Below are 23,338 nucleotides of genomic sequence, written 5' to 3' on the forward strand. Positions count from 1 at the left end.
ATTAGGCTAAATATTGAGCTAAACGAGTAAATTCTTCACCGCGCTTTTCAAAAGAGGCAAACTGATCGAGGCTTGCACAAGCTGGCGACAATAATACCATATCTCCGCTTTGCAATGTTGGGCGTAAAAATTCTATCGCTTGTTCCATTGTATCGAACAAATAGCTTTGCGATGAAAGCTTAGCGAGTTGCGCTCCATCTCGACCAAAACAATAACAAATAATATGTGGTTGATTAATTAATTCAGCTAATTCTGAAAAATCAGCTCCTTTTCCATCACCACCTAACAACAAATGTAATTTGCCTTCAACATAAAGGCCTGCTAATGCGGCAACTGTACTCCCCACATTTGTTGCTTTAGAGTCATTAATCCAACGAATGCCATTAGCTTGATGCGCTAATTGAAAACGATGATCTAACCCTTTGAAATGATGAAGTGCGGTACGAATTGAATCTAAATTAATACCGACAGCTTGTGCCAATGCCGTTGCCGACAAAATGTTCATATAATTATGGCGACCGACTAATGTGGCTTCTTCACAAGGCAAAATTACTTCATCTTTTGCCATTAAGTATTGCTTGCCGTTTTCCGTTTTTAGCCAATAATCTGCTGTATTTTCCGCAAAAGAAACGGTTTGTTTCGCTTGATTTTCACCTTCACCAAAAGTCAGCTTATCCTCATTATTCAAAACTCCGACCTCAGTATTGTGATAAATGCGTAATTTTGCTTGGCGATAATCTTCTAAATCCACATAGCGATCCATATGATCTTCTGTCACGTTCAAGACAGTTGCAGCGGCAGCTTTTAAGCTATAAGTCGTTTCAAGTTGAAAACTAGAAAGCTCTAGTACATAAAGTTCACAATCTTCATTCAACAATGACAAAGCTGGAATTCCAATATTGCCACCCATACCAACTTTCACGCCAGCAGCTTTCGCCATTTCATAAACTAAAGTAGTAACAGTACTTTTTCCATTTGAACCTGTAATCCCCACAATTGGCTTTGTCGCCGCGCAGCAGAATAATTCAATATCACCGATTACTTCTACGCCGGCTTTAAGTGCGGTTTGAATTTCAGGTGTTTTTACTGCAAGCCCTGGACTGATAACAATCATATCGCTTTCAAGTAACCATTCTTGATTTAAACTACCAGTATGAAGAGGGATATTTTTAGGAAGTTTATCAACACCAGTAGGATTTTTTCGGGTATCAATCACACGAATATTAGCCTGTTGGGATAAGAGATAATCCACGCAAGAAAGACCTGTTTTGCCAAGCCCGATGATAGTAATATTTTTGTTTTGATAGGCGTTCATTTTCTTTCTTCTTAATTGCTATAAATTTTAAAATTATATTATTGATGGAATATAAATTTCCTTTACTAACGTAAAAAAGGTCGCCCTTTCAAAAACTGAAAGAGCGAACCTAGCTATATTTATTAACGCAACTTCAAGGTGACCAATCCCATCAATACCAACATTAAGGAAATAATCCAAAACCGAATAATCACTCTTGGCTCTGGCCATCCCTTCAATTCAAAATGGTGGTGAATCGGTGCCATTCTAAAAATGCGTTGTTTACGTAACTTATAAGACCCTACTTGCAAAATAACAGAGAGCGCTTCAACAACAAATACCCCGCCCATTATCACAAGTAAAAATTCCTGACGAACTAGAATCGCCACGACACCAAGTGCGCCACCTAATGCAAGAGAACCTACATCACCCATAAAGACTTGCGCGGGATAAGTATTGAACCACAAGAATCCTAACCCTGCACCAACGATGGCGGTACAAAATACAACCACCTCAGAACTATATTTAATGTATGGGATGTGCAAGTATTCTGCGAAATTCACGTTACCCGTCGCCCATGCAATTAACGCAAACGCGCCTGCAACAAGCGCTGTTGGCATAATCGCTAATCCATCCAAACCATCTGTTAAATTCACCGCATTACCCGTTCCAACAATCACAAAGTAAGACAATACGATATAAAACAAACCTAATTGAGGCATAATGTCTTTAAAGAATGGAATCACTAAACGGGTGGCATCGGTGTTGTGGCCAAGCCAATAAAGCCAAAGGATTGCCACTAATGCCACAACAGACATCCAAAAATATTTCCAACGAGCAATTAAACCATCTGTATTTTTACGAGTAATTTTGCGGAAATCATCCACAAAACCAATTGCACCGTATCCAAATAATACAAATAAGCAAACCCAGATATAAGGATTCGCGAGATTTGCCCATAATAACGTACTTACGCCAATAGAGAATAAAATCATCACACCGCCCATAGTGGGGGTGCCTTTTTTGGCAAAGTGACTTTCAGGACCATCATTTCGCACTTCTTGGCCAAATTTTAAGATCTGTAAACGTTTGATCACTTTTGGGCCAATCCAAAGTGAGATAAAAAGTGCGGTTAATAATGCAAGAATTGCACGGACCGTAATATAAGAAATCGCATTAAACGCGGTTTCATAACGAACAAGATATTCAGCAAGCCAGACTAACATTTAATTTTATCCTTTAATGAATAGATTACATCTTCCATTTTCATTGAGCGCGAGCCTTTTCCTAGCACCACGACTTTGTTATTTTGTTGTAATTGAGTTTCAATCAATGGCACAAGAAAATCAACCATTTCCACCTTATCAGTAAAATGCTTACCCGAAACAGCCTCAGAAATAACCGCACTTTCATTGCCATAAGAACAAACTAAATCTAAATTTGCCGAGTTGGCATGTTGTCCTACTTCACGATGAATAGTGAGAGAGTTTTCGCCCAACTCTTTCATATCACCGACACACAAAATACGGAAAGCATCATAACCTTTTAAAACATCAATCGCAGCACATAGAGAATCTTTATTCGCATTATAAGTATCATCTAACAGCAATAAATTAGGCGTGACTTGAATGGGGAATAAACGCCCTTTCACTTGTGAACGTTGTTCTAATCCAGCTTTTACATCTGTAAGAGTGGCACCGACATTCATTGCAAGTGCGGTAGCAGCCAAGGCATTTTTTACATTATGTTCCCCCAGATAAGGCAAGTTAATCTCAATTTCACCTTGTGGGGAAATAAGTGTAAAAGTGGAACCTTGAGCAGTATGATGAATATTTTTTGCGGAATAATCTTTACCGTTGAAATATTGAATTTCATGTTCACCGATTTCTTTTTGCCAAACATTTAAATGATTATGTTCTGCGTTAATAATCGCTACACCATTCAATGTTAAACCGCGATAAATCTCACCTTTAGCTTGTGCTACGCCCTCTAAAGAACCAAAGCCCTCTAAATGCGCCGGCGCAATATTATTAATCAATGCAGCATCAGGTTGAGCTAATTTTGTGGTGTAATCAATTTCACCTTGATGATTTGCACCAAGTTCGATCACAGCGAAACGATGTTTTTCTGTTAAGCGAAGAAGGGTTAAGGGCACACCAATATCGTTATTAAAATTGCCATTGGTAAAAAGTACCGCTTCTGAATCACAAGCTGTATGTTGCAAAATACTCGCCGTCATTTCTTTTACCGTGGTTTTACCAGAAGACCCTGTCATCGCGACAGTACGCGGATTAATTTTCTCGCGTAACCATTTTGCAAGTTCGCCTAAAGCAATTCGAGTATCCTTAACCACAAGTTGTGGAACAGAAATGGATGAATTTTCTTGCTGAACAACCACGGCTACCGCACCTTGTGCTACCGCTTGTTCAAGATATTGGTGAGCATCAAACTTTTCACCTTTCAACGCAAAAAATAAACTATTTGATACTCTTTTTCGAGTATCTGTATTAATTTCTTCAACTTGCACATTTTTATCGCCAATTAATTTAGCTTGAAGAATCTGTGCTAATTGTTCAGTAGAGAGTTTAATCATAATTTAATTGTTATTATTTTAAAAAATCATGGGCAATTTCTTGGTCGGAAAAATGTACAATTTCAGTGCCAATAATCTGATAATTTTCATGACCTTTGCCAGCAATTAAAATCACATCACTTTCAACCGCACTTTCAATCGCAAATTGAATGGCCTGTTCTCGATCAGGAATAATGCCGACTTTATCCATATTTTTAAAGCCAGCGACAATATCTGATTCAATTTGGCTTTGTGATTCTGTTCTAGGATTATCTTTTGTCACGATAACCTTTTCAGCAAACTGCTCTGCAACTTGTGCCATTAATGGACGTTTACCTCTATCACGGTCTCCACCACAGCCAAAAATACACCATAACTCACCTTGGCAATGTTCACGCGCTGCCATCAAGGCTTTTTCTAGTGCGTCAGGTGTATGCGCATAATCTACAATAACTGTTGGTTTATTTGGATATTGAATCATTTCCATTCTTCCACATACTCCTTTCAAAGATTTCGCCGTAGCGAGTAAATTTTCTAATGGATAACCAAATGATAATAACGTGGTCATCACTAATAACAAATTGCTTACATTGAAAGCACCGATTAATGGACTATGCAATACACCATTACCCCAGCTAGATTCAAAAGTAATATCTGCGCCTTTAGCATGATAGTGGATATCTGTTGCCTTCATCCATTGATGTAAGTTTAATTGGAAATCAGCGCTCGTACTTACCGCAATAGCATTGGGCAATTCACTTAACCATTGGCATCCAATCTCATCATCAGCGTTAATCACTTTAATTTGCGTATCTAATTCTGTGAACAAGCGTTTTTTAGCGGAAGCATAATTTTCCATGGTCTGGTGATAATCTAAATGATCACGCGTTAAGTTCGTAAAAATCCCTGCTTTAAAACGCAGCGCCTCAACACGATGTTGTGCCAAACCATGCGATGAAACTTCAATAGAGGCAAAATCTGCGCCAGCTTGCTTAAAACTGAAAAGTGATGATTGAATTTCCACTGCTGAGCCCGTTGTATTTTTAGCTTCTACAACTTGACCTAAAAGGCCATTACCAATGGTTCCCATGACAGCCGCACGATGGCCTAATAATTCCGCCCATTGTGCTAATAATTGAGAAATAGTGGTTTTGCCATTTGTCCCCGTGACACCAACAAGCGTTAATTTTTTTGAAGGCGAATCATAGAAAATATCCGCCAAAGACGAAAGATGACGTGCAAGTTGATAAAACTTAACTACTGGCACATTCCCGATAAACGCTACAGTTAAATGCTCGCTAGATAATTCTGTCTCAGAAACCACCGCACTCGCACCAGAATGAATAGCCGAATCAATAAATTGATTTCCATCGACTTGATGCCCTTTTATCGCCACAAGAAGATCGCCAGCTTTAACTTTACGGCTATCCAACACCATATCATGGAGTTCTATATCATCCTTTAATTCAGGCAAATTAAAAAGTGCGGTGAGTTTTTTCATAATTTTTCCTTAATTCACTTTTTGATTCTTGTGATCACCAACATATACGATACGTTTTGCGCTTTTAGTTGCTGTTTTTTCAACAGGTTCAGCATCTTGTGGAATAGCATTTGCACGCAAAGCATAACCCATAATGCTAGAGAATACTGGCGCAGAAACTGCACCACCATAATATTCACCAGCTTTTGGATCATTAATCAAAATCACCAATGCATAACGAGGGTCACTAATCGGTGCAATACCCGCAGTAAATGCAACATATTTATTTACATAATGTCCATTTTCAATCTTACGTGCTGTACCTGTTTTCACGCCAACACGGTAGCCTTCCACCATTGCGCGTTTATTTTTAATTGCTACTTTCTCTAAAATCCCTACTATATCTTTAGTTATTTTTTCAGAGAAAACGCGTTTTCCAATGACTGGCGGATCGACTTTAGTGATCGACAGAGGGCGATAAACGCCAAAACTACCAAGGGTTGCATATGCTCTAGCGATTTGTAAAGGTGTCGCAGTAATACCATAACCATAAGCAACTGTTGCACGTTCAATATCTGCCCAGCGTTTACGGTTTGCGTTCAAAATCCCAACTTGTTCACCAATCAAGCCTAAATCTGTCGGTTTACTTAAACCTGCATTTTGATAAGTTTCCATCAATGCACTAGGCGGCATACGCAATGCAAGGCGACTCACACCACGGTTACTAGAATTAATTAAAATCTCATCTAAAGTTTGTTGTGCACGAGGTGCAACGTCCACAATTTCTTTACCACTCACTGTGAATGATCCCGTGTTGATGATTTCATCACGGCGCACTACTCCACGTTGAAGTGCTGTTAAAACTACGAAAGGTTTTACAGTAGAACCTGGCTCAAACGTATCGGTGATTGCACGGTTACGCATTAACTCAGATTTCACACCGACACGGTTGTTTGGATTGTAAGATGGTGCAGTAGCCATAGCCAACACTTCACCAGTTCTAACATCAACTAACACCGCAGTACCAGACTCGGCATTATTATCAGACACCGCCTTTTTAATCTCACGATATACCATGGATTGTAATTTTTCATCGATACTTAAGGTGACATCTTGCGCATCATATTTTTTCTCATCCGCAATATGTTCAACGATGTTTCCGCGTTTATCTTTACGGACAGTACGTGAACCATCTTTACCCACAAGCATGGAATTAAAGCTTTTCTCAATGCCCTCAATACCGTTTCCATCAATATCGGTATAACCCACCACATGCGCAGCTTCTTCTACGCGAGGATAAAAACGACGATGCTCAGTTTCTAAATTAATACCTTTAATCTTAAGTTTACGAATATAATCTGCCTTGTTAGATTCTACTTGACGGGCCAAATACAAATAACCAGATTTAGAATTCTTCTCGATTTTTTTCACCAAATCATTTTCGCTCATACCCAATTCTTGTGCCAACGCAGTAACCCTTTCTTTATCAGCAAGTGCATTTTCTTTTAACATGGTTTTCGGATCTGCAACCACAGCATTCATCGGTACACTTACAGATAAAAGCTGACCATTACGATCTAAAATTGAACCACGAACAGATAACACTTCATCCTTACGCAAAGAACGTTTATCAGCCTCTCCAGATAAGGTACTCGAATCAACAGACTGCACATAAGCCGCACGAGCGACTAAAGCACATAAACCGGCCAAAATAAAAAAAGCAGAAACCCAATAACGAACACGCATAAAACATTTTTCAAACACAATTTTCGGTTTGTTATGTTTTACGGCTTCAGGTGCGGCCAATTTTCTAATTGTTTTTTTTGCTTTACCTGATTTACGAGAAGAATTGAACTTAACCATCTTTTCTACCTATTATTCTCTAATTTCAACTTCTTGTTCTGGGGATATTGTTTTCATTTTTAAGGTTCCAACAGCAATAGATTCCACTCTAGTACTGTCTCCTTCTGTTGCTTCTTGCACTTGCAAATTTCGATATTCACTTTCAAGCGCTTGGCGCTGTAAAATCAATTGACCATTTTCAGAAATTAATCGACGTGCCTGATGAGTTACCCAAATCACGCTCATTGATGAAATCAAAATTGCAACCAATAACAACACAATTAATTTATTTGAAGAAAATAGATCTTCAACCAAAATCTGCTGTAACGGATAACGAGGTTTATTATTTTCAGACATCACTAAATTCTCTCCGCCACACGCAATACCGCACTTCTTGAACGAGGATTTGCTTGAATTTCTGCATCACTTGGTTGAATTGCTTTACCAATAGTTTTTAATTTTTGATTACGTTGAATTTGGTCTTCTCGCAATGGCAAACCTTTAGGGATATCCTCGCCTTTACTTTGTTTTTTCATAAAATGTTTCACCATTCTATCTTCTAAAGAATGGAAACTAATAATTGATAAACGCCCTTCTGGCGCTAGCATGTCTAAAGCAGAATTGAGTACACTTTCCAATTCATCTAATTCTGCATTGATGAAAATACGAATAGCTTGGAAACTACGAGTAGCTGGATGTTTATGTTTATCTTTGAAAGGTACCGCTTGTGAAATGAGCTCAGCTAATTGACTAGTTCGCGATAAAAATTCTGTGCCATTTTTAGCCGCACTTTTGTTGTAATCAACAATGGCAGTGGCAATACGTTTAGCAAAACGCTCTTCGCCAAAAGTTTTCAAAACCCAAGTTAAATCCTCAACCGATACTTGTTTTAACCATTCTTCTGCTGATAAACCTTGAGTCGTGTCCATACGCATATCAAGCGGGCCATCTTTCATAAAACTAAATCCACGTTCAGCTTCGTCAAGTTGAGGGGAAGACACACCAAGATCAAGCAAAATGCCGTCAATTTTGCCAACCAAATTTAATTTTTCACAAATTTCAGGAATATGGGAAAAGCTGTTGTGTTCAATCTGAAAACGTGAATCTTGAATTTTTTGAGCTTCAGCAATGGCTCTAGGATCGCGGTCAACGCTAATGAGACGACCATTTGGGGATAATTTAGAAAGGATTAAGCGAGAATGACCACCACGGCCAAAAGTACCGTCAATATAAATTCCATTTTCCTTCAATGCCAAGCCATTCACGGCTTCATGAAGTAAAACTGTGATATGTTCAGGTGAAGAAAAGGAATTTTTGGTATCCATAAATACAATATAAAAGTAAAAAACGGTGAATCATTTTCTATAATGAGAAATCTTTCAAAGCCTCAGACGCAAAGTCTGCACTTGAACCAATTTCCATATCTTCTTCAATTTGGGCATGCCATTCTACAGCACTCCAAATTTCAAATTTATTAAGTTGTCCCACCAACATTAAACCTTTTTCTAATTTTGCATGTTGACGTAATGGTCCACTAAGCAAAATACGGCCCTGAGCATCCATCTCACATTCAGTGGCGTGACCAAGCATTACTCGTTGCAAACGGCGTTGGGTAGGATCAAAGTTAGAAAGTGCGAGAAGTTTTTGTTCGATTTTTTCCCATTCATCAAGGGGATAAAGTAAAAGGCAAGGTTGGCGAATATCTACAGTACAAACCATTTGCCCTTGGTTCTTTTCAAGAATTTCAGAGCGATAGCGGGTTGGGATCGCTACACGTCCCTTAGAATCTAAATTAACCGCTGTTGCACCACGAAACATATTACGCCTTCAAATTAAACTTATTTTGAGAAATTTTTCTAAAAATCTCCACAAAACACCACTTTTCTCCACATCTACGTAAGTTTATAATTTGTTTGTTTAAGTTGCAAGCGATTATCCCTGAAATAACCCTATTTTTTATCAAAATAAAAAGCCGTTTGAGACAATATCTCAAACGGCTTTTTTCAACCAAATTATCTTGATTAATTATTCACATACGCTTCTTCATCACGCTCACCTAATGGCTTAAGCATAGCGAAGAATAACACGATACAAACAATTGTTGTTGCAAAACCAAGATAAACTGAAAGTTGATAATCTAAACCAAAACCGATTTTATTGTAGAACAAGTACGTTGCACATACTGTTGTAATAAACCAAGCCGGAATAGACGCAACCCAGTGGAATTTATGGTAGCGATATAAGTACGCAGCTGCAGTCCATAACATTACCATTGCTGTCATTTGGTTTGCCCAAGTGAAATAACGCCATAACACGCTAAAATCAATGGTTGACACAAAATAGCCCAATACGAATAGTGGTACAGCAATTAATAAACGTTTAGGTAATGAACGTTGGTCGATATGGAAAATTTCCGCTAATTGTAAACGAGCTGCACGGAATGCGGTATCGCCAGAAGTAATAGGTAAAACCACAACTCCTAACACTGCAAAAATACCACCGATAAAACCTAAGAAGTGTAATGAACTGTCATATACAACTTTAGATGGTGAACCTGCTGCAATTGCATCTTGTAATGCTTGTGGGTTTTCATAGAATGCAAGACCAACCATACACCAGATTAACGCGATTACACCTTCAGCAATCATTGCACCGTAAAAGATAAAACGACCTTCTTTTTCATTTTCAGCACAACGCGCCATTAAAGGAGTTTGAGTTGCATGGAAACCAGATAATGCACCACAAGAAATAGTTAAGAACAATAATGGCCAAATTGGAACATCACCCTTCACTTGGAAGTTTTGCGTGAATTTCTCTAAAGTTAAACCTTGACCATCTGCATTGATAGTACGGAAGAACTCAATAGGGTCCACAGCACTAAAGTGTGCAGAAACTAAGCCATACACCATACCCACAGACATAAATAGCAACAATGCGCCAAAGAGCGGATAGATTCGACCAATAATTTTATCGATTGGCAATAAAGTCGCAAGAATATAGTAAGCAAAAATAATAATCGTCCAAATTGCAACAACAGTTGCTTTATCCATTCCCCATACTTTGATACCACCCGCTTCAACTGCATGATGAACAGCCTCAGCATCACCTAATTGTAATGCACCTTGAGATGCGCCCAATAAGTCCATAGTAATCGTACCCATTAATTGAGCTGGGCTTGATACAAACACAACACCTACTAATAATAAAAGTATAAGTGCTAATGTGTTAATAAATACTTTTACAGGGCGACCTAAGAATTTACCAGCTAAATGAGGCATCGTTGCACCACCATGACGGATACTCAACATACCACAGAAATAGTCATGTACTGCACCGGCAAAAATACAACCGATTACAATCCAAAGCATTGCCACTGGTCCGTATAACGCACCAAGAATTGGACCAAAAATAGGACCAGTTCCAGCAATGTTTAATAATTGAATTAACCAAATTTTGGTTTTTGACATTGGCATATAATCCACGCCATCATTTACCCGGTAAGCAGGGGTCTGACGTTGTGGATTAATCACAAATATTTTTTCGATAATTTTTCCATAAACAAAGTAACCAAGAATCAAAATGGCTACACAAAAGAAAAACCATAACATAGAAAGGCTCCTCAAAAGATAAAAGAAAGTATTTAGTAGATGCCCTAAACAAGCTGCGGTATTCTATTTCAAATTATTTAAAATCAAAAATTGAATTTAAGAAATTTTATGGATTTGTGACTTGCATCACATTTGTAAAACCGAAGAATTCTATTAGAATACTAATAAATAAGTAATTTTATAATTATAGAGATAAAGATGGCCTTAACTCGATGCCCTGAATGCAGAAAAAAGATTAGTGAAAATGCAGAAAACTGCCCTAATTGTGGTTTTTCGTTCAAACAAGCAGATTTAGAAATTTATAAACAACAATTAGAAACACGTCGACAGCATAATGCTGAAATCAATCGGAAAAGTACAAAACTTCACATAATTTGGTTTTGCATCTTTGCTATTTTTATCGCGCTAGCTAGTTGGATTACAAATAAATAGAAAAATATCTCGTATGTATATAAAGTTACTTCAGATATCAACTATTAATTCGTTCATATCCACTATAGATATTCCCTTTACCTTCTCTTGCAAAACCAATCAAAGTCAAATTATGTGCTTCAGCCATTTTCACAGCAAGATCAGTTGCCCCAGAAATTGTCACTAACATTTCCACCCCACAAGAAATAGTTTTTTGAACCATTTCATAACTTGCACGACTCGAAGCAACAATAATTCCATTAGGCCTGCCTGATTTTGCATGCCAGCCAAGTAATTTATCAAGTGAAACATGACGCCCCACATCTTCAAAAATAGCAAGCATATTGCCTTCTAAATCAAAAAAACCACAAGCATGAGTCGAACCTGTTTGCTGACCTAATCGTTGATTTTTATGAAGTTCTGACAAACAACCATCTAGTAAATTCAAATCAAACTTAAAAGCGCGGCCTAATTTTGGAAAATTTTTATATACTTGATTAAGCTGCTCCGTGCCACAAATACCACACCCAGTACGCCCAGTTAGAGTACGACGATGCTCTTTTAATGCCACAAATTTTCGGCTAGACAGTTCAATTTGCACTTCAATACCATTGCAAACTTCCACAACATCAATACCGTAAATATCCGAAGGTTTTTCAATAATTCCTTCAGTGAGAGAAAACCCCAAAGCAAACACCTCTAAATCTTTCGGAGAACACATCATAACCGTATGAGAAATACCGTTATAAACTAATGAAACTGGCGTTTCGACAGCTAGAAAATCTTCTTTTGATTGTAAAAGTGCGGTTGAATTTTCTATACTTTTATTTCTTTTAAAAAAGTTAATCGTTTGTTTAATCAGCCAATCCATTCTTTACCTACCCATTACTAAAATGTAAAAAAAATGTTAATATTTTTATAAATTTATGATCTAGATCATAATATTTATACGTTATAATGCCATTTGATTATAGATTTATCGTTAAAAAATCGTTATTCTAGGCGCCCATAAATTGGCTTGTTTTTGAACCAATTTGCGATGTTGAGTAACGTTATTTTAACGAAATCAACCAAATTATCTAGTTACACTAGACGAATTTATTACTATCTAAACATCTCAACAACTTGTTGTTGAAAGGAGTGATTATGCAGATCTCAAGAAGAAAATTCTTTAAGGTCTGTGCAGGTGGTATGGCGGGAACATCGGCTGCGATGTTGGGTTTTGCTCCAGCAAGTGCGTTAGCTGCACCGCGTGAATACAAATTATTACGCGCATTTGAATCTCGTAACACTTGTACATATTGTTCCGTAAGCTGTGGTATGTTGCTTTATAGCACAGGCAAACCTTACGATACGTTAAGCGGCCACACTGGCACCAATACTCGTTCAAAATTATTCCATCTCGAGGGCGATCCTGATCATCCGGTTAGCCGTGGTGCACTCTGTCCTAAAGGTGCTGGCGCCCTTGATTACGTAAATAGCGAAAGCCGCTGTTTATATCCTGAATATCGCGCACCAGGCTCTAATAAATGGGAACGCATTTCTTGGCATGATGCTATTAAGCGTATTGCCCGTTTAATGAAAGATGACCGTGATGCCAACTTCGTTGAAAAAAATGCTGCAGGTAATACTGTAAACCGTTGGACCACCACAGGGATTATGACCGCATCCGCTATCAGTAATGAAGCCGCGTTACTCACCCATAAATGGATTCGAATGTTAGGGATGTTGCCAGTATGTAACCAAGCTAATACTTGACACGGACCAACGGTAGCAAGTCTTGCTCCATCATTTGGTCGCGGTGCCATGACAAATAACTGGGTTGATATCAAAAACGCAAACCTTATTCTTGTTCAAGGTGGTAACCCTGCTGAGGCTCACCCTGTCGGTTTCCGTTGGGCAATTGAAGCGAAGAAAAACGGTGCGAAAATCATCGTAGTTGATCCTCGCTTTAACCGTACTGCATCAGTTGCTGATCTTCACGCCCCAATTCGTTCTGGTTCTGATATTGCGTTCTTAATGGGCGTAATCCGTTACCTATTGGAAACTAATCAGATTCAACACGAATACGTTAAACACTATACCAATGCTTCCTTCTTAATTAATGAAGGCTATAAGTTTGAAGACGGTTTATTCTCTGGCTTTAACGAAGAAAAACGCAATTACGATAAATCAACTTGGAATTACCAATTTGATGAAAACGGCAATGCAAAACGTGATATGACATTACAACACCCTCGTTGTGTCATTAATATCTTAAAAGATCACGTTTCTCGTTATACTCCAGAAATGGTTGAACGCGTTACTGGCGTAAAACAAAAAGTGTTCTTACAAATTTGTGAAGAAATCGGTAAAACTTCTGCGCCAAATAAAACAATGACGCACTTATATGCATTAGGTTTTACAGAGCACACAATCGGTACACAAAATATTCGTTCTATGGCGATGATCCAATTACTTTTAGGTAATATTGGTATGCCTGGTGGCGGTATTAATGCACTTCGTGGACACTCGAACGTTCAAGGTACAACTGATATGGGTCTACTACCAACAATGTTGCCAGGCTATATGCGTTTACCAAACGAAAAAGAAACCTCTTACGAACAATATATGAATGCGATTACGCCGAAAGATATCGTGCCTAATCAAGTCAACTATTATCGTAATACCTCAAAATTCTTCGTAAGTATGATGAAAACCTTCTACGGAGATAAAGCTACAAAAGAAAATGGCTGGGGCTTTGACTTCATCCCTAAAGTTGACCGTGTTTATGACCCTATCACACATGTAAAAATGATGCATGATGGTGAATTAAACGGCTGGATTTTACAAGGTTTCAACGTATTAAACTCTTTACCGAACAAAAACAAAACTGTTGCGGGTATGAGTAAATTAAAATTCTTAGTTGTGCTTGATCCATTACAAACTGAAAGTTCTGAGTTCTGGAAAAACTTTGGTGAATCTAACAATGTAAATCCAGCAGAAATTCAAACCGAGGTATTCCGTTTACCAACAACCTGTTTCGCAGAAGAAGATGGTTCTATTGCCAACTCAGGTCGTTGGGCACAATGGCACTGGAAAGGTTGTGATCAACCTGGCGAAGCGATGCCTGATGTTGAAATTCTTTCCATGATTCGTGAAGAAATGCACGACCTTTATAAAAAAGAAGGTGGTCGAGGTATTGAATCCTTTGAAGCGATGACCTGGAATTATGCTCAACCACATTCACCAACCTCAGTTGAACTAGCCAAAGAGCTTAATGGTTATGCACTTGAGGATCTTTATGATGCGAATAACAATCTCATCTATAAGAAAGGTCAATTATTAAATGGATTTGCTCACTTAAGAGATGACGGTACTACCACATCTGGAAACTGGCTCTATGTTGGTCAATGGACAGAAAAAGGTAACCAAATGGCAAATCGTGATAATTCTGACCCTTCAGGATTAGGTTGTACTGTAGGTTGGGGCTTCTCATGGCCTGCGAACCGTCGTGTTCTTTACAATCGCGCATCATTAGATATCAACGGTAATCCATGGGACAAACACCGCCAATTAATTAAATGGAATGGTAAAAACTGGAACTGGTATGACATTGCTGACTACGGCGCGCAACCACCAGGTTCAGATGCAGGTCCATTTATTATGTCTGCGGAAGGTGTTGGTCGTCTATTTGCGGTTGATAAAATCAATAATGGTCCGGTACCAGAACACTTTGAACCGATTGAAAGCCCAATTGATACGAACCCACTTCATCCAAACGTAGTAACGGATCCAACTATCCGTATCTATAAGGAAGACCGTGAGTTTATTGGCTCAAATAAAGAGTATCCATTTGTGGCTACAACTTATCGTTTAACTGAACACTTCCACAGTTGGACAGCTCAATCTGCTCTAAACATCATCGCTCAACCACAACAGTTTGTGGAAATTGGCGAGAAATTAGCTGCAGAAAAAGGCATCCAAAAAGGTGATATGGTAAAAGTCACTTCAAGACGTGGTTACATCAAAGCGGTTGCCGTTGTGACTAAACGTTTGAAAGATTTAGAAATCGATGGACGCACAGTTCACCATATTGGTATTCCAATTCACTGGAATATGAAATCCTTAAATGGTAAAGGTAACCGTGGTTTCTCAGCAAATACCTTAACACCATCTTGGGGTGAATCAATTACACAAACACCAGAATATAAAACTTTCTTGGTGAACGTAGAAAAGGCGGAGGCATAATATGCGAGCAATGGATGTACAATCTCAAGATATTATTAAAATCTCCGCAACTTCAGGTTTAACGCCTGCACCACAAGCGCGTGATCATAAAGTTGAAGTGGCAAAATTAATCGATGTCAGTACATGTATCGGTTGTAAAGCTTGCCAAGTAGGCTGCTCAGAGTGGAATGACATCCGCTCTGATGTAAATGCGCAGTGTCATGGTATTTACGATAACCCTGTAGATCTAAATGCTAAAGCATGGACTGTGATGCGTTTTAACGAAGTAGAGGAAAACGATCGTTTAGAATGGCTAATCCGTAAAGATGGATGTATGCACTGTGCTGAACCAGGCTGTTTAAAAGCCTGTCCATCACCAGGTGCTATCATTCAATACAAAAACGGTATCGTCGACTTCCAATCTGATAAGTGTATCGGATGTGGTTATTGTATTGCTGGCTGTCCATTCAACATTCCACGTATGAACCCAGATGACAACCGTGTGTACAAATGTACCCTTTGTGTGGACCGTGTTTCTGTAGGTCAAGAGCCTGCATGTGTGAAAACTTGTCCAACTGGTGCGATTCGTTTTGGTTCTAAAGAAGAAATGAAACTCTACGCGGAAAAACGCATAGCTGATTTAAAATCTCGTGGTTATGAAAATGCAGGACTTTACGATCCTCCAGGCGTAGGCGGAACACACGTAATGTATGTGTTACATCACGCTGATAAACCAGAGCTTTACAATGGTCTTCCAAAAGATCCACAAATTGATTTAAGTGTGACCTTATGGAAAGATGTATTGAAACCAGTAGCGGCAGTTGCAATGGGTGGCTTGGCATTAGCTGAAATCGCTCACTACTTAACTGTAGGTCCTAATATTGAAGAAGATGTGGAAGATCATCACCACGAATTTGAAGAAGAAAAATCATCTAAGGGGGAAAACAATGAGTAAAATTGAGATCAACAACGATACTCGAATCGTCCGCCATAGAACACCAGCGCGTATCAGTCACTGGATGTTGGTAATTTGTTTCTTTATGACAATGTTCACTGGTGTTGCGTTTTTCTTCCCTGATTTCGCATGGTTAACAGAAATTTTAGGTACACCACAAATTGCGCGTGCAATTCACCCATTCACTGGGATTTTAATGTTCTTTGCCTTCATCTACTTGGCATTATTGTACTGGGATCACAATATTCCAGAGAAAAACGATATTCGCTGGGCAAAAGGTGTCGTTGAAGTTCTGAAAGGGAATGAACACGCGGTTGCTGATAATGGCAAATATAACCTTGGTCAAAAAATGCTCTTCTGGACATTAAATTTGGCGATGGTAACGTTATTAGTGACTGGCATCATTATGTGGCGTCAATATTTTTCGCACTACTTCTCAATCCCAGTATTGCGTTTCTCGATTCTGCTCCATTCTTTGAGTGCATTTATGTTATTCACTGGTATCTTAGTGCATATGTATATGGCATTCTGGATTAAAGGTTCAATTCGAGGAATCATAGAAGGTTGGGTAACCGTTCGTTGGGCGAAAAAACACCACCCGAAATGGTATCGCGAAGAAATTTTACCTGAGCTTGAAAAAGATTTACTCAACGAGCAATCAGGTAAAAAAGGCAAAACCAAAGTATTATTTAAAGGATTTGGCAAATAAGCTGAAATCTTGAAAAAGAAAAAAGTGCGGTTAAAATTGACCGCACTTTTTATTATGAAAGTGAGAAAAGAACATGAGTATCAAAATCTTATCAGAATCAGAAATCAAACAAGCAGCGAATTCTTTCCAAACACCTGCTGTATTATTTGCCAATCCTAAAAATCTTTACCAACGCAGAGCAAAACGTTTAAGAGACTTAGCACAAAATCACCCACTATCAGATTATTTATTATTTGCTGCAGACATAGTTGAAAGCCAACTTTCCACGTTAGAAAAAAATCCTTTACCGCCACAACAGTTTGAACAGCTAAATGATATCGAGCCACTAAATGCGAAAACCTTTAAAAGAAACAGCATCTGGCGTGAATACTTAACTGAAATTCTTTATGAGATTAAACCAAAGGCTAATGAGCAAGTCGCCTCAACAATTGAATTTCTTGAAAAAGCATCCTCTGCTGAATTAGAAGAAATGGCAAATAAACTATTAGCACAAGAATTTAATTTAGTCAGCAGTGATAAAGCCGTCTTTATTTGGGCCGCACTTTCCCTTTATTGGTTACAAGCAGCTCAACAAATTCCTCATAATAGCCGAGTTGAAAACGCCAAAAATTTACATCACTGCCCTGTTTGTGGTTCTTTACCTGTGGCAAGTATGGTACAAATTGGTACATCACAAGGTTTACGCTACTTACATTGTAATTTATGTGAAAGTGAATGGAATTTAGTACGTGCACAATGCACCAACTGTAATAGTCATGACAAACTTGAAATGTGGTCGTTAGATGAAGAACTTGCACTTGTTCGTGCTGAAACCTGTGGTAGCTGTGAAAGTTACTTGAAAATCATGTTCCAAGAAAAAGATCCTCATGTAGAGCCAGTAGCCGATGATTTGGCTTCTATTTTCTTAGACATTGAAATGGAAGAAAAAGGTTTCGCACGCAGCGGATTAAATCCATTTGTTTTTCCAGCAGAAGAAGCATAAAAAAATATAGCCTAGGATAAACATCCTAGGCTATATCATTCATGTCTATAAATAACAGGCCATTACTACGGCATTTTCTCGTCCACCACTGGGTTTCGGATAATAATTTTTTCGAATATCGACTTCATTAAAACCAATTTTTTCATACAAGAAACGAGCAGGATTAGACTCTCTAACTTCTAGCCATAAGGTCTGTACGCCTTTTTCTTTCAACCTAGCGATTAACTCATTCAACAATAATTTCCCAAATCCATTACCTTGATGAGTCGGTACAATAGCAATATTAAACAAAGTCGCTTCATCCAATACCGTTTGGCAAATAGCAAAACCAATAATCTGATTATTCTCTATTAATTTTAAATTGAGATAACGCTCACCTTGATTGTTTTTTAACGTACCAAATGACCAAGGCACAAGATGTGCTTGCTGCTCGATTTCATACAATCGGTCGAAATCACTGGCTTCAATTTGAGAAATAATAGACATAATTAAGGCTGCTGAATTTGTTGCCACAACTCGAGTTTGGCTTGGTGATTAAATTGAAATTGTTGCCAACTTGGCGAGCGATAAACACACTCAGCCTGCATACAAAATGATAAAGTGCGGTCAATTTTGTCGCTATTTTCTGATAATAACCAGTAACGAATAGGCTGCTTACATTCGATATGCTGGATTTGATCGTAATTCAAACATAAGCAATCTTCTTTTTTAAGATCAAGGCTAAGTAACACATCAGCTAACAAAGGCGAGCCACTTATATTTTCATCAGAAACAGTGATAAAGCGAATATTCTCAGCAACACTAATTCCTACCGAACCTTGTAGCACCTCTGGGCGATATAACGTCCACTGAGAAATACCCATTTCTTGTAAAAGAAGATCGCGTCTATTCATATTAACGAGCAATACTATCAAATGGATAATCGACTAATGCCTTAATAATCGCACGTTCTTCAGCCTGTGTGGGTTCCACTTGATATGAGGTATAACTACGATAAGCAATTATATTTTTATCTTTATGCACTAAAGCAACGTAACGTTTAAATTTATCACTGGCACAAGCATAATAATCATGAATATCTGATTTCACAGCTTGTAACTGACAGGTCTCTTTATTTTTTGCAAAATAACGTTCCGTAATAGCTTTCTCATGAGAAACATCAGTTAAATAGAATGTATCACTTAACACAGCTTTACGTGCCTCACTATTTTTACTTAATGCCAAACTCACAAAACGAGGATCATCACCTTTTACCGCTTGTGTTTGTTTCACATATTTCTCACCATTGAATTCAATTTCGATACCTTTAGCTGAAATACGCTGAAACTGTGCATCTAATTTTTGTAATACTTCAGTTTGAGCAGGCGTTAATACCGGCTTTGATACTTTAGATACCTTTTGAGGCGTACCTTGAACAAGGTCAAGAACTTGACATCCAGATAGTAACGTTGCCATTAAGGTTGCAGAGAGAATTTTTTTCATAAAGGATTTTCCTAAAATAGTTTTAATCAATTTTTATTAATAATTTTGCTAAAATAGCGCGTAATTTTAACTAATAACCCACAGGATTCAAAGCGTGATTTCTCTAGAAAGCCAAGTTTTAGAACGACATCTTTCATTTTTTGATGGAAAATCAGTATTATTTGCTGGCGGTATTTCTGATAATTTTCCTCAAACATTAGCCTCTAAATGCCAATCAATCCAAATTTGGAGTTGCTATTTTGACTATGCAAGAACACAAAATGCGGTCAATTTTTCCGTTGAATTTCAAGGTCAAACTGATTTAATCGTTTATTATTGGAGTAAAAACAAACAAGAAGTCAATTTCCAACTACTTCAACTATTAGCTCAGGCGCCTATTGGCCAAGAAATATTAATTATTGGAGAAAACCGTTGTGGCGTGCGTTCAGTCGAAAAAACATTAGAACCCTATGGTGAAATAGCAAAAATTGACTCTGCTCGTCGTTGTGGGTTATATCATTTTTCACTACAAAACAAACCGCACTTTGAACTTAAAAATTTCTGGAAAACCTACCAACATCCTACGATACAAGACTTAACTATATATAGTTTACCTGGTGTATTTAGTGCAGCGGAATTAGATACGGGCACAGAACTGTTACTTTCAACTATTGATAATAAAATAAAAGGAAAAGTGCTCGATCTTGGCTGTGGGGCGGGAGTAATTGGATCTATGATCAAAAAACGCTCTCCTAACACACAAATTACCATGACTGATATTCATGCGATGGCGTTAGAATCAGCGCGTAAAACACTTTCTGAAAATAAATTACAAGGCGAAGTTTACGCCAGTGATGTCTTTTCTGATATAGAAGGAAAATTTGATTTAATTATTTCGAATCCACCATTCCATGATGGTATTGATACTGCCTATCGAGCTGTGACAGAACTCATCACTCAAGCAAAATGGCACCTCAATCAAGGTGGAGAATTACGCATTGTCGCCAATTCATTTTTGCCTTATCCCGAATTACTTAGACAACATTTCGGTGATTACGAAATTCTTGCTCAAACAGGAAAATTTAAAGTGTATTCAGTGAAAAATTAGAAACAAAAAATCCCCACTACAATAATGGGGATTTTTCTATTTATTGCTTATGGATTTCACCGCACTTTATTCATCCATATATCCTAAACTACGCAGTGCACGTTCATCATCGGCCCAACCAGATTTGACCTTAACCCAAAGTTCGAGGTGAACTTTGTTATCAAATAAACGTTCCATATCAGCACGCGCTTCCATACCAATAGTTTTAATTTTTTGACCGCCCGCACCAATTACCATTTTTTTCTGACCTTCACGTTCAACGAGAATTAAGCCATTTATTTCATAAGTGCCACGTTCATTCACTTTGAACTGTTCAATTTCAACAGTAACAGAATAAGGTAATTCTTCACCCGTAAAACGCATTAATTTTTCACGGATTATTTCCGAGGCCATGAAACGTTGCGAACGGTCTGTGACATAATCTTCTGGAAAATGATGCACACCTTCACGTAAAGATTGGCGTACAATTTTCTCTAACTCATGAACATTATTACCACGCTGTGCAGAAATTGGTACAATGTGAGCAAAATTAAATTTACTGCTAAGTTCTGTAATAAACGGCAATAAATCATCTTTATTTTTAATGTTATCTACTTTGTTAATAGCTAACACAACGGGTGCTTTTACATTGCGTAATTTGTTTAGCACCATCTCATCATCTGCATTCCAGTATGTACCATCTACGACAAAAATAATTAAATCAACATCGCCGATAGCACTACTTGCTGCACGATTCATTAAACGGTTAATCGCACGCTTCTCTTCAATATGAAGTCCCGGAGTATCCACATAGATTTCTTGATATGCCTCTTCAGTTTTAATCCCAACAATACGGTGACGCGTGGTTTGTGCTTTACGCGATGTAATTGAAATTTTTTGTCCTAAAATTTTATTTAAGAGTGTTGATTTACCCACATTTGGGCGACCTACGATAGCAATAAAGCCGCAATAGGTTTTGTCGAATTGTTCGGTCATTTGATGTCCAGTTCTTTTAAAATTTGTTCTGCTGCCGCTTGTTCAGCTTTACGACGGCTAGATCCTTTTGCCACAAAAGTGCGGTCAATTTTATCCGCACTTTTCACTTTGCATTCAACAGTGAAAATTTGGCAATGGGCTTCCCCTTGAATATTGACCACTTCATAAGTTGGCAATGGCAGATGTTTACCTTGTAAATATTCTTGCAAACGAGTTTTCGCATCTTTTTGGTTATCACCTGGTTTGATTTCAGCCAATAATTGTTGATACCAATTTCGAATCACTTGAGTCGTCACGGCTAATCCTTGATCCAAAGACATTGCGCCAATAATCGCTTCTACACAATCGGCAAGAATAGATTCGCGGCGAAAACCACCGCTCTTTAGCTCACCAGAACCAAGAGACATATAATCGCCCAATTCAAATTGACGCGCTAAAATCGCTAAAGTGGGTTCTCTCACCAAAGTAGCACGCATACGGCTCAATTCACCTTCATTACAACGTGGAAACTGATGATAAAGCGCCTCAGCGATAGTGAAATTAAGAATAGAATCTCCTAGAAACTCTAGGCGTTCATTATGTTGAGTCGCCGCACTTCGATGCGTAAGTGCCTGCTTTAAGAGCGCAATATCATTAAAACGATAGCCGATTTTACACTCAAGTCGATCTAAATGATTCATCTTATTTTATTGCTGTAAAGAAACGATCAAAACGGAAACCTGTCGGCCACTCATTCGCTTCTTTTTCTAAGCTCATCCAAATATAAGTGGCTTTACCCACAATATTTTTTTCAGGAACAAAGCCCCAGAAACGGCTATCATCACTGTGATCGCGGTGATCTCCCATCACAAAATACTGTCCTTCTGGCACAAGCCATTCTGCAGTTTGCATACCTTCTTGTGGGAAAAATTCAGGACCTGAATAACGACGATATTCACTAATTAGCACGTTATGTGTTACATCGCCTTTTTCAGTCAATTCTAATTCATTCGGAAAAGCAGGATTTGTTGGATTTTGTGTATATTCAAACGCCTTGGTTTCGCAATCAACCTCACAAGCTTTACCTTCTTTGCCATATACCACTTTTAGCGTTTTTTGTTCCGCATCAAAAATTATGCGATCTCCGCCCTTTCCAATAATACGCTTAATATAATCGACACCAGACATATTATCTTTTGAACTTAACGCTAGATTTTCTGCAAAAGCCGCTCGCGTTGCCCCAAGACCAGTACGAATTAAAGCTTGTTGTGGTGCTTTAAACACAATCACATCGCCACGTTGTGGTTTTTCGCCCTCAATAATGGTGTTTTGGAAAATCGGATCTTTCACACCATAAGCATATTTGTTCACGACCAAAAAGTCACCAACTCGTAAGGTCGATTCCATTGAACCAGATGGAATTTGAAATGGTTCAAATAAAAAAGAGCGTACTAAGAATACGACAGAAAGCACCGGAAAAAGAGATGATAAAAACTCAGAGGCTTCGGAAATCGGTTCAATTTTTGCTTTTTCTTCGTTAGTTAATACTTGACCTGAACGCTGTTCAGCACGTGCAATTTTACGATTACGCTTTGGCGTTACCACAAAATAATGGTAGCACCATAATACGCCTGAAAGTGCGGTCAAAATTAGCAATACAATACTAAATGTGTTTGGTAATTGAAAATAATCTAAAACTTTCCAAACACCAAAACCAACAGCCAGTAAAATCACAAAAAATAAATTTGACATA

At 38.2% G+C, this 23,338-nt stretch carries 22 protein-coding genes; 6 read left to right on the forward strand and 16 right to left on the reverse strand.

The genetic code is table 11. The annotated features are described in order from the left end of the window. Position 1: 1 nt before the first annotated feature. The 9 genes from murD to AC6H0J_RS08410 form a co-directional block, all read right to left on the reverse strand. Positions 2 to 1,315, reverse strand: a complete 1,314-nt coding sequence (gene murD / locus AC6H0J_RS08370) for a UDP-N-acetylmuramoyl-L-alanine--D-glutamate ligase (protein WP_497513503.1) — start codon at positions 1,313 to 1,315, stop codon at positions 2 to 4. A 122-nt stretch (positions 1,316 to 1,437) separates the two neighbouring features. After that, positions 1,438 to 2,520 carry a phospho-N-acetylmuramoyl-pentapeptide-transferase gene (gene mraY, locus AC6H0J_RS08375; RefSeq protein ID WP_005628287.1) on the reverse strand — a complete coding sequence of 361 codons (1,083 nt, stop codon included), beginning with the start codon at positions 2,518 to 2,520 and terminating at the stop codon, positions 1,438 to 1,440. After that, a complete protein-coding gene (gene murF / locus AC6H0J_RS08380; protein WP_046953573.1) occupies positions 2,514 to 3,887 on the reverse strand; it encodes a UDP-N-acetylmuramoyl-tripeptide--D-alanyl-D-alanine ligase in 1,374 nt (457 codons plus the stop codon). Before murF ends, mraY begins: the two co-directional genes overlap by 7 nt. Positions 3,888 to 3,900: 13 nt before the next feature. Beyond that, positions 3,901 to 5,367, reverse strand: a complete 1,467-nt coding sequence (murE, locus tag AC6H0J_RS08385; RefSeq protein WP_046953572.1) for a UDP-N-acetylmuramoyl-L-alanyl-D-glutamate--2,6-diaminopimelate ligase — start codon at positions 5,365 to 5,367, stop codon at positions 3,901 to 3,903. Positions 5,368 to 5,376: 9 nt separating this feature from the next. Further along, positions 5,377 to 7,209: a penicillin-binding transpeptidase domain-containing protein gene (locus tag AC6H0J_RS08390; RefSeq protein WP_118817415.1), complete on the reverse strand. Its 1,833-nt coding sequence runs from the start codon at positions 7,207 to 7,209 to the stop codon at positions 5,377 to 5,379. A 12-nt stretch (positions 7,210 to 7,221) separates the two neighbouring features. Beyond that, entirely contained in the window at positions 7,222 to 7,545 is a 324-nt protein-coding gene (gene ftsL / locus AC6H0J_RS08395) for a cell division protein FtsL (protein WP_046953570.1), read from the reverse strand. Between the two features lie 2 nt (positions 7,546 to 7,547). Beyond that, a complete protein-coding gene (gene rsmH, locus AC6H0J_RS08400; protein ID WP_046953569.1) occupies positions 7,548 to 8,513 on the reverse strand; it encodes a 16S rRNA (cytosine(1402)-N(4))-methyltransferase RsmH in 966 nt (321 codons plus the stop codon). A 37-nt stretch (positions 8,514 to 8,550) separates the two neighbouring features. Next, on the reverse strand, positions 8,551 to 9,006 hold the full coding sequence (mraZ, locus tag AC6H0J_RS08405; protein WP_005628276.1) for a division/cell wall cluster transcriptional repressor MraZ: 456 nt from the start codon (positions 9,004 to 9,006) through the stop codon (positions 8,551 to 8,553). 203 nt (positions 9,007 to 9,209) lie between these two features. Beyond that, positions 9,210 to 10,796, reverse strand: a complete 1,587-nt coding sequence (locus tag AC6H0J_RS08410; protein ID WP_118817414.1) for a carbon starvation CstA family protein — start codon at positions 10,794 to 10,796, stop codon at positions 9,210 to 9,212. Positions 10,797 to 10,994: 198 nt separating this feature from the next. On the opposite strand from AC6H0J_RS08410, the gene AC6H0J_RS08415 reads away from it, so the two are divergent. Next, positions 10,995 to 11,228, forward strand: coding sequence for a zinc ribbon domain-containing protein (locus AC6H0J_RS08415; protein ID WP_118817413.1), 234 nt, complete (start codon positions 10,995 to 10,997; stop codon positions 11,226 to 11,228). A 37-nt stretch (positions 11,229 to 11,265) separates the two neighbouring features. Here AC6H0J_RS08415 and fdhD read toward each other — a convergent pair whose 3' ends face one another. Beyond that, a complete protein-coding gene (gene fdhD, locus AC6H0J_RS08420) occupies positions 11,266 to 12,078 on the reverse strand; it encodes a formate dehydrogenase accessory sulfurtransferase FdhD (protein ID WP_118817412.1) in 813 nt (270 codons plus the stop codon). Positions 12,079 to 12,353: 275 nt separating this feature from the next. On the opposite strand from fdhD, the gene fdnG reads away from it, so the two are divergent. From fdnG to fdhE, 4 genes are all read left to right on the forward strand, one after another. Then, positions 12,354 to 15,437 (forward strand): formate dehydrogenase-N subunit alpha, encoded by a 3,084-nt coding sequence (gene fdnG / locus AC6H0J_RS08425; RefSeq protein ID WP_151238350.1) that lies wholly within the window; start codon positions 12,354 to 12,356, stop codon positions 15,435 to 15,437. 1 nt (position 15,438) lies between these two features. After that, a complete protein-coding gene (fdxH, locus tag AC6H0J_RS08430) occupies positions 15,439 to 16,371 on the forward strand; it encodes a formate dehydrogenase subunit beta (RefSeq protein ID WP_118817411.1) in 933 nt (310 codons plus the stop codon). Next, positions 16,364 to 17,080 carry a formate dehydrogenase subunit gamma gene (locus tag AC6H0J_RS08435; protein WP_005628717.1) on the forward strand — a complete coding sequence of 239 codons (717 nt, stop codon included), beginning with the start codon at positions 16,364 to 16,366 and terminating at the stop codon, positions 17,078 to 17,080. The genes fdxH and AC6H0J_RS08435 overlap by 8 nt, the downstream gene beginning before the upstream one ends. Positions 17,081 to 17,153: 73 nt before the next feature. Continuing rightward, on the forward strand, positions 17,154 to 18,062 hold the full coding sequence (gene fdhE, locus AC6H0J_RS08440; RefSeq protein ID WP_118817410.1) for a formate dehydrogenase accessory protein FdhE: 909 nt from the start codon (positions 17,154 to 17,156) through the stop codon (positions 18,060 to 18,062). A 45-nt stretch (positions 18,063 to 18,107) separates the two neighbouring features. On the opposite strand, the gene rimI is transcribed toward fdhE, so the two are convergent. From rimI to AC6H0J_RS08455, 3 genes are read right to left on the reverse strand one after another with little or no spacing between them, the layout of a single operon-like run. Beyond that, entirely contained in the window at positions 18,108 to 18,548 is a 441-nt protein-coding gene (gene rimI, locus AC6H0J_RS08445; RefSeq protein WP_118817409.1) for a ribosomal protein S18-alanine N-acetyltransferase, read from the reverse strand. 2 nt (positions 18,549 to 18,550) lie between these two features. Then, on the reverse strand, positions 18,551 to 18,955 hold the full coding sequence (holD, locus tag AC6H0J_RS08450; protein WP_118817408.1) for a DNA polymerase III subunit psi: 405 nt from the start codon (positions 18,953 to 18,955) through the stop codon (positions 18,551 to 18,553). Between the two features lies 1 nt (position 18,956). After that, entirely contained in the window at positions 18,957 to 19,544 is a 588-nt protein-coding gene (locus AC6H0J_RS08455) for a YdgH/BhsA/McbA family protein (protein WP_118817407.1), read from the reverse strand. 94 nt (positions 19,545 to 19,638) lie between these two features. Here AC6H0J_RS08455 and rsmC point away from each other — a divergent pair, with 94 nt between their 5' ends. Further along, positions 19,639 to 20,631, forward strand: a complete 993-nt coding sequence (rsmC, locus tag AC6H0J_RS08460) for a 16S rRNA (guanine(1207)-N(2))-methyltransferase RsmC (RefSeq protein ID WP_118817406.1) — start codon at positions 19,639 to 19,641, stop codon at positions 20,629 to 20,631. 66 nt (positions 20,632 to 20,697) lie between these two features. Here rsmC and era read toward each other — a convergent pair whose 3' ends face one another. The 3 genes from era to lepB are packed head-to-tail and all read right to left on the reverse strand — an operon-like array spanning position 20,698 to position 23,337. Continuing rightward, positions 20,698 to 21,606 (reverse strand): GTPase Era, encoded by a 909-nt coding sequence (era, locus tag AC6H0J_RS08465; RefSeq protein WP_118817405.1) that lies wholly within the window; start codon positions 21,604 to 21,606, stop codon positions 20,698 to 20,700. Beyond that, on the reverse strand, positions 21,603 to 22,286 hold the full coding sequence (gene rnc, locus AC6H0J_RS08470) for a ribonuclease III (protein WP_497513511.1): 684 nt from the start codon (positions 22,284 to 22,286) through the stop codon (positions 21,603 to 21,605). Before rnc ends, era begins: the two co-directional genes overlap by 4 nt. Position 22,287: 1 nt before the next feature. Then, positions 22,288 to 23,337: a signal peptidase I gene (lepB, locus tag AC6H0J_RS08475; protein WP_118817404.1), complete on the reverse strand. Its 1,050-nt coding sequence runs from the start codon at positions 23,335 to 23,337 to the stop codon at positions 22,288 to 22,290. Position 23,338: the final 1 nt, after the last annotated feature.

This window comes from Haemophilus sp. THUN1691 (genome assembly GCF_059704425.1).

What these genes read in the sequence shown, in the direction of transcription:
- AC6H0J_RS08455 (WP_118817407.1), bottom strand. Translation starts at nt 19,544, where the DNA reads ATGAAAAAAATTCTCTCTGCAACCTTAATGGCAACGTTACTATCTGGA.
- rsmH (WP_046953569.1), bottom strand. Translation starts at nt 8,513, where the DNA reads ATGGATACCAAAAATTCCTTTTCTTCACCTGAACATATCACAGTTTTA.
- AC6H0J_RS08390 (WP_118817415.1), bottom strand. Translation starts at nt 7,209, where the DNA reads ATGGTTAAGTTCAATTCTTCTCGTAAATCAGGTAAAGCAAAAAAAACA.
- lepB (WP_118817404.1), bottom strand. Translation starts at nt 23,337, where the DNA reads ATGTCAAATTTATTTTTTGTGATTTTACTGGCTGTTGGTTTTGGTGTT.
- rnc (WP_497513511.1), bottom strand. Translation starts at nt 22,286, where the DNA reads ATGAATCATTTAGATCGACTTGAGTGTAAAATCGGCTATCGTTTTAAT.
- murF (WP_046953573.1), bottom strand. Translation starts at nt 3,887, where the DNA reads ATGATTAAACTCTCTACTGAACAATTAGCACAGATTCTTCAAGCTAAA.
- mraZ (WP_005628276.1), bottom strand. Translation starts at nt 9,006, where the DNA reads ATGTTTCGTGGTGCAACAGCGGTTAATTTAGATTCTAAGGGACGTGTA.
- ftsL (WP_046953570.1), bottom strand. Translation starts at nt 7,545, where the DNA reads ATGTCTGAAAATAATAAACCTCGTTATCCGTTACAGCAGATTTTGGTT.
- fdxH (WP_118817411.1), top strand. Translation starts at nt 15,439, where the DNA reads ATGCGAGCAATGGATGTACAATCTCAAGATATTATTAAAATCTCCGCA.
- holD (WP_118817408.1), bottom strand. Translation starts at nt 18,955, where the DNA reads ATGAATAGACGCGATCTTCTTTTACAAGAAATGGGTATTTCTCAGTGG.
- fdhD (WP_118817412.1), bottom strand. Translation starts at nt 12,078, where the DNA reads ATGGATTGGCTGATTAAACAAACGATTAACTTTTTTAAAAGAAATAAA.
- AC6H0J_RS08435 (WP_005628717.1), top strand. Translation starts at nt 16,364, where the DNA reads ATGAGTAAAATTGAGATCAACAACGATACTCGAATCGTCCGCCATAGA.
- era (WP_118817405.1), bottom strand. Translation starts at nt 21,606, where the DNA reads ATGACCGAACAATTCGACAAAACCTATTGCGGCTTTATTGCTATCGTA.
- murD (WP_497513503.1), bottom strand. Translation starts at nt 1,315, where the DNA reads ATGAACGCCTATCAAAACAAAAATATTACTATCATCGGGCTTGGCAAA.
- mraY (WP_005628287.1), bottom strand. Translation starts at nt 2,520, where the DNA reads ATGTTAGTCTGGCTTGCTGAATATCTTGTTCGTTATGAAACCGCGTTT.
- fdhE (WP_118817410.1), top strand. Translation starts at nt 17,154, where the DNA reads ATGAGTATCAAAATCTTATCAGAATCAGAAATCAAACAAGCAGCGAAT.
- murE (WP_046953572.1), bottom strand. Translation starts at nt 5,367, where the DNA reads ATGAAAAAACTCACCGCACTTTTTAATTTGCCTGAATTAAAGGATGAT.
- rimI (WP_118817409.1), bottom strand. Translation starts at nt 18,548, where the DNA reads ATGTCTATTATTTCTCAAATTGAAGCCAGTGATTTCGACCGATTGTAT.
- AC6H0J_RS08415 (WP_118817413.1), top strand. Translation starts at nt 10,995, where the DNA reads ATGGCCTTAACTCGATGCCCTGAATGCAGAAAAAAGATTAGTGAAAAT.
- AC6H0J_RS08410 (WP_118817414.1), bottom strand. Translation starts at nt 10,796, where the DNA reads ATGTTATGGTTTTTCTTTTGTGTAGCCATTTTGATTCTTGGTTACTTT.